At 47.0% G+C, this 5657-nt stretch carries 5 protein-coding genes; all 5 read left to right on the top strand.

Translation table 11 applies throughout. The annotated features are described in order from the left end of the window. Positions 1 to 139: 139 nt before the first annotated feature. Positions 140 to 2119, top strand: a complete 1980-nt coding sequence (locus tag ABY802_RS15460) for a polysaccharide biosynthesis protein (protein ID WP_372628021.1) — start codon at positions 140 to 142, stop codon at positions 2117 to 2119. 78 nt (positions 2120 to 2197) lie between these two features. Further along, positions 2198 to 2566: a hypothetical protein gene (locus ABY802_RS15455; RefSeq protein WP_372628020.1), complete on the top strand. Its 369-nt coding sequence runs from the start codon at positions 2198 to 2200 to the stop codon at positions 2564 to 2566. A 77-nt stretch (positions 2567 to 2643) separates the two neighbouring features. Then, complete coding sequence (locus ABY802_RS15450) at positions 2644 to 3351, top strand: YjbF family lipoprotein (RefSeq protein WP_372628019.1); 708 nt, start codon at positions 2644 to 2646, stop codon at positions 3349 to 3351. Beyond that, the gene (locus ABY802_RS15445; protein ID WP_372628018.1) at positions 3348 to 4148 is read left to right on the top strand and encodes a capsule biosynthesis GfcC family protein; all 801 of its coding nucleotides are present in this window, start codon (positions 3348 to 3350) and stop codon (positions 4146 to 4148) included. The genes ABY802_RS15450 and ABY802_RS15445 overlap by 4 nt, the downstream gene beginning before the upstream one ends. Continuing rightward, positions 4145 to 5657 (top strand): YjbH domain-containing protein (locus tag ABY802_RS15440; protein WP_372628017.1); only part of this gene is annotated, 1513 nt, incomplete at its 3' end. The genes ABY802_RS15445 and ABY802_RS15440, both read left to right, overlap by 4 nt.

Below are 5657 nucleotides of genomic sequence, written 5' to 3'. Positions count from 1 at the left end.
TGTTTAAACTGTCTGTTGCGATTGGCTAGTGCTATAATTAGCGCAATTTTTTCGATTAACCTGACCAGACGCTGTGCTGGCAACGTTAATTTAGTTGATTTGTTTTAGGCAAAAATCCTAAAAGATGATGGAGTTTTACATGCTTGGATGGTTACTGGCGTTACCGCGCTCAGTAAAAAGGTTGGTATCGGTGGTTGTTGATATCTGCTTTTTAATCACCTCATTGGTGGCGGCTTATCTGTTAACTCAGAATGGCGAGCGGGATTTCGTACCACAAATTGCCCTGGCCTTCACTATTACTTTACCAATTACTCTGTTTATTTTTACCAAGCTGGGGCTGTACCGGGCGGTGATCCGCTACATAGGCCAACATGCGTTGGGTGCGGTGTTGTCGGGTATTGTCAGCAGTGCCGTTATTTTGGCGTTGTTATTTGCGTTTTTTGGCGTGAGTGAGCGCGGTAACCTGATTTTTGTTTATGCCATGCTGGCACTGGTATCGTCAGGTGGAGTGCGCTTACTGGCCCGGATGTTTTTAGTGCAACGCAATAATGGCCATAAGGAGCGGGTATTAATTTATGGCGCTGGCTCATCGGGTCGCCAACTAGCCCACGCACTGCTTAATGGCGAGCAATATCATCCGGTGATGTTTATTGATGATGATACTACTTTGCAGCGTTCGACTATTTTAGGTATTTCGGTAGGCTCGCCGTCGCAAATTAGCTCGTTTATTAAAAGTAAAAATATCAGCCGGGTGCTGCTGGCGTTACCTTCGGCTAGCCGCGCGCGGCGGCGTGAAGTGCTGGATGCACTGGATGAGTTGCCTATTCCGGTGCAGTCTATTCCGGGCATGAGTGATTTAGTTGACGGCAGTATGCGAATTGATGAGCTGCAAGATGTAAAAATTGAGGATTTACTGGGCCGGGATGCGGTGGCACCGAAAAGTAGGCTAATGAACGCCGATATTAAAGGCAAAGTAGTGATGGTAACCGGCGCAGGAGGCTCTATTGGCTCGGAGTTATGCCGGCAGATAATCCGCTATGAGCCGAAAATGCTGGTGCTGTTTGAGCTATCGGAATTTGGCTTATATAGCATTGAGCAGGAATTGGCAGCAACCATTCAGCGAGAAAATCTTGAAGTAGAACTTGCGCCTGTAATGGGGACTGTGCAGCGCCAGAGTCGTTTGGAAACGGTGATGCGTACCTTCGCGGTTAACACCGTGTATCATGCTGCGGCCTACAAACATGTGCCTTTAGTAGAATATAACGTGGTAGAAGGTGTGCGAAATAATGTGTTTGGCACCTGGTATACTGCCGAAGCGGCGATAAAAGCCGGTGTGGCGACCTTTGTATTAATTTCTACTGATAAAGCCGTGCGGCCAACTAACGTGATGGGCGCGTCGAAGCGGTTGGCCGAATTAGTCTTGCAGGCGTTAGCAGAGCATCAGAGCAGCACCCGCTTTTGTATGGTGCGCTTCGGTAATGTATTAGGTTCCAGTGGCTCAGTTGTGCCGTTGTTTCGTGAGCAAATTCGCAAAGGCGGGCCATTAACGGTAACCCATAAAGATATTATCCGCTATTTTATGACCATACCGGAAGCGGTGCAACTGGTGATCCAGGCAGGTGCCATGGGCAAAGGTGGTGATGTATTTGTGTTTGATATGGGCGAGCCGGTAAAAATAGCGGATTTAGCCCGACGGATGATTCACTTAATGGGGCTGGAAGTAAAAGACGATGTTCACCCCAATGGTGATATTGAAATTAAATACAGTGGCTTGCGCCCCGGTGAAAAGTTATACGAAGAGTTGCTTATCGGTGAAAATGTGCGTAAGACTGAGCATAGCCGGATAATGGCAGCAGATGAAGCCAAGCTGAGCTGGCCAGAAATGGCGCATTTGCTGACAAGACTGGATGAAGCCTGTGAAGAATTTGCCGTTGAGAACATTATTGAGCTGATCCGCAGTGCACCAACCGAATTTAATTACAGTTGTGCGACCAGCGATTTGGTAGTGAGGGCTGCGTGCGATGTAGCGACCGGTAGCCAGATAGCGGCGATGGGCTTAGTGAAAACTGCGGCAACAGATAACCTGGCTGCAGGTTTGAAAACCAAGCAAATAGCGTAAAGTTCTGGTTGAGCTTGTGGCCTCTTTAGTTTAAGCTGCACACAACTTTGATTTAAATTTGTTAAAAGAGGGAATGGTATGAAAAAATTAATTATTGGCGCGATGGCGCTGGCATTAAGCGCCGGTGTAAATGCAAACACGCCGGGCGGTCAAGGAACTTTTGCATTTGGTGAAGCGACTACTGCACAGTTAGTGGCTATGGGCGTAAGCTTGTCAGTCATCGCCGCTATTGCTGCTAATATGGGTGGCGTGAGCTTGCCCGATGACGTAGTAGAATTTGACTTAATTTGTAACCAGGGCGGTGTTCTTGATAACAATACAGGTGTATGTGTTGTTACCACTACTGGTACTACGACTGCCACGGTAAGTGTATCAGGTACCGTTACTAACACTGTGATTACTGTACCAGTTACCAGTACTTACGCGCCAATTTTAGTACCGAGATAAGCTTAAACGCTTTGAAAAGCCGCCTTTTGGGGCGGCTTTTTTGTTTTAATTTGCTATTTCTGAAGGTTTATTAAAGTATGCTGCTGAAAAAGCTGTTGCTGCTGGTTGCTACGCTTGGTTTGATGTCTTGCTCGGGTACTTACCGAACCTACTCCGATATGCTGAAATTAGCATTTAAAGAAACGCCGGATGTGCAATTACCTTACTCGTTTTTGTCTGACGCCCCCCACGATTACTTATATGTTAAACAGGGTGAACGGGCCCAGATAGCAATGGGGCTGATGTTTGTCGAGCGAGAGCAATTAAAGTGGGTTTCAGCAGATCGGGCATTATTGGTTACTGAACATGGCCGGATTGTTCGTACCGTTGGTATGGCTAACGATTTGTTATATTTGACTAATCTTGACAACGACCCTTTAAAAAGAAAGCTGAATTTTGCTATGGCGAAGCCTTGGCTACGACTTGCTGATTGGCAGCAAAATGAGTATGGCTACCAGCTACGGTCAACCTTTCAGTATGGTGCGACCGAACTTATGACCTTTTTTGGCGTGCAGCTGGAGGTTATACCGGTAATTGAGCGTGTGAGTTATGACAATGCAGCAAACTTTGTCCGGTTTGATGATAAGTGGCAAAACCTATTTTGGTTAGATGCGAAAAGCGGTGAAGTGTTAAAAAGCAGACAAAAACTATTACCGACCGGCCAGCAGTTTGAGCTTACCTTTATAAGTAAAGTAGTCAGGCAATTGCAGCGAGATGGTAAAGACGTAGCGGCGGATGCAATATGAAAATTCTGGCAATATTATGCTGTGGCCTGAGCCTGGTTTCAGGCCTGGCGGCAGAGTCAAACGCTGATCAGGTTAAAACAGAGCAAGCGGTGGATTATACCTTCGTACCAACTGCAGTAAACATTGACATTAATACCCGCAGTTATACCTTTGAGACTAAGCCCCGGCTGGCTGAGGTATTAGCTCCAATAGCCCTGGAGCAAGACTGGTATTGGCCAGGGTCGAAGTTATACCGGCTTGACAACCCTGATGGCCAAGTTTCTGCGCCAGAGCAGCTACGTTCTACCGTATTGCAACAGCTGCACGCGTTCTCTATGTCTGCTGAGCCTGCAGTGCAGATCGAGCTTATGGCACTACGATATCAGGTTGCAAGCTGGACATTGGCAACACGGGTGTTAATACCGATTAATTACGACCTGGCCCGGGCGCAGGCTGCTTTTAATCCGCGCTTTGATGCCGGAGCTTATAAATTGCAATTGGTAGAGCGCCCCGAACAGGTTCATTTCTGGGGAGCGGTAACACAGCGCGTGACTATACCGCACGGCGGCGCAACGGCTATTGCTGATTATATGGCGGCAATAGAACGCTCAGCTGCTGCTGATGGTTCAACCGTTTATGTTATTCAGCCAGATGGCACCGTGACCAAAGCAGGAGTTGCCAGCTGGAACCGCCAGCATATTGAGGCGATGCCAGGGGCCGAAGTTTTTATTCCTTTTGCGACAGAGTGGTTTGGGGTAGATATTGACAGCCTCAATCAGAACTTGCTGGCACTGGCTTTATATCGGGTAGCACAATGAATTTTACCAGTAGTATTTCAGGCGTCGTTTTTATTGCCATTGCGCTAACGCATGTTACGGCACAGGCTCAGCAACAAGATAGCAGTCTACGCTGGCAGCAATCTGAAAGCGGGCCGTCACAGATGGTGCGCGGTGGGGTAGGTTTAATCCAGACACCGACTGCCAGAATGTTGAGTGAGGGCAGTTTATCAGCAAATTATACTGATAATGAAGAATATCGCTTCTGGTCGGTTAGTATTCAATTGTTTGACTGGATGGAAACGACCGCGCGGTATACCGATGTGCGCACCCGTTTATACAGCCCGTTTCCAGGATTTAGTAACGATCAATCATACAAAGATAAAGGAATTGACGTTAAATTCCGACTGATTAAGGAAAGCCGTTTTTTACCGCAGGTGGCGGTGGGTTTTAATGATTTCGGCGGCACCGGCTTATTTGAAAGCGAGTATGTTGCGTTAAGCAAACGATGGGGAGACCTGGATTTTCATCTGGGTATGGGTTGGGGCTACTTAGGTGTGGCTGGCAATACGATAAACCCATTATGTGAAATTCGGGATAGCTTTTGTAACCGGCCTACTGGTTTTAGTGGTTCTGGCGGTAAAATAGACTATCAAAAGTTTTTTAAAGGCCCGGCTTCTCTTTTTGGCGGCATTGAATATCAAACGCCGTGGCAGCCTTTAAAGCTTAAGTTAGAGTATGAAGGTAACGACTATACGCAGGATTTTGCCGAAGAGTTGGTACAAGATAGTCGCTGGAACCTTGGTGCGGTATATCAGTGGCAGGATTTTACTTTTGACTTAAATTATCAGCGGGGTAATACCTTGGGTTTTGGCGTACATTATCAGTTTGATTTAAACGCCAGCGGCCAGCCTAAAATTAAGCCTGGAATGCTAAAGGTAGCATCGCCCCGCCCACAAATTGATGAGTTTCAAGATCTTAATATTGTGTTGCGGCAGCTGTTATTTAATGCGGGCTTCTTTTTAAAAACCTCGCAGATGACCGATGAGGAATTTGTGTTGTATGGCCATCAGCTATATTACCGGGACGATGCAGAGGCGACCGAACGCTTAGCCAGGGTAGTGCTGACCCAGTTACCGTCGCATATTAAGCGTATTCGGGTAATTGAGTTTAGTGGTAATTTGCCGCTGGTGGAAAAAGTGATTGATGTTGATGCTTTTGCCAGTGCTGCGGCTTACGATGAATTACAGCCTGATATTCGCTCGACTTACGTGCGCCAGGCACCCGCTGCAGACATTATGGCGTTGACAGACGTGCCGTACTCTACCGGGTTGTATACTGCAGCCGAATTTTTCTGGATCCAGAGCTTTGGTAACCCAGAGAGTTTTTACATGTATCAGGGCGGTTTTTTCCTCGGCGGTGGCTATCGGTTTACTGAAAACGTTAGTTTTAATACCACTTTGAAATTGACACTGCTGGAAAATTTCGACAATTTTAATTTTAAAGTAGATGGCACAAATACTCCATTACCGAGGGTACGCACGCTGGTGC

It is taken from the genome of Arsukibacterium sp. (genome assembly GCF_041616895.1).
GTDB lineage: Bacteria > Pseudomonadota > Gammaproteobacteria > Enterobacterales > Alteromonadaceae > Alishewanella.
This window is presented reverse-complemented; position numbering and strand designations above follow the sequence as displayed.

Bases quoted from the DNA above. Each gene is read 5' to 3' on its own strand.
- ABY802_RS15445 (WP_372628018.1), top strand. From the start codon at position 3,348: ATGAAAATTCTGGCAATATTATGCTGTGGCCTGAGCCTGGTTTCAGGC.
- ABY802_RS15450 (WP_372628019.1), top strand. From the start codon at position 2,644: ATGCTGCTGAAAAAGCTGTTGCTGCTGGTTGCTACGCTTGGTTTGATG.
- ABY802_RS15460 (WP_372628021.1), top strand. From the start codon at position 140: ATGCTTGGATGGTTACTGGCGTTACCGCGCTCAGTAAAAAGGTTGGTA.
- ABY802_RS15455 (WP_372628020.1), top strand. From the start codon at position 2,198: ATGAAAAAATTAATTATTGGCGCGATGGCGCTGGCATTAAGCGCCGGT.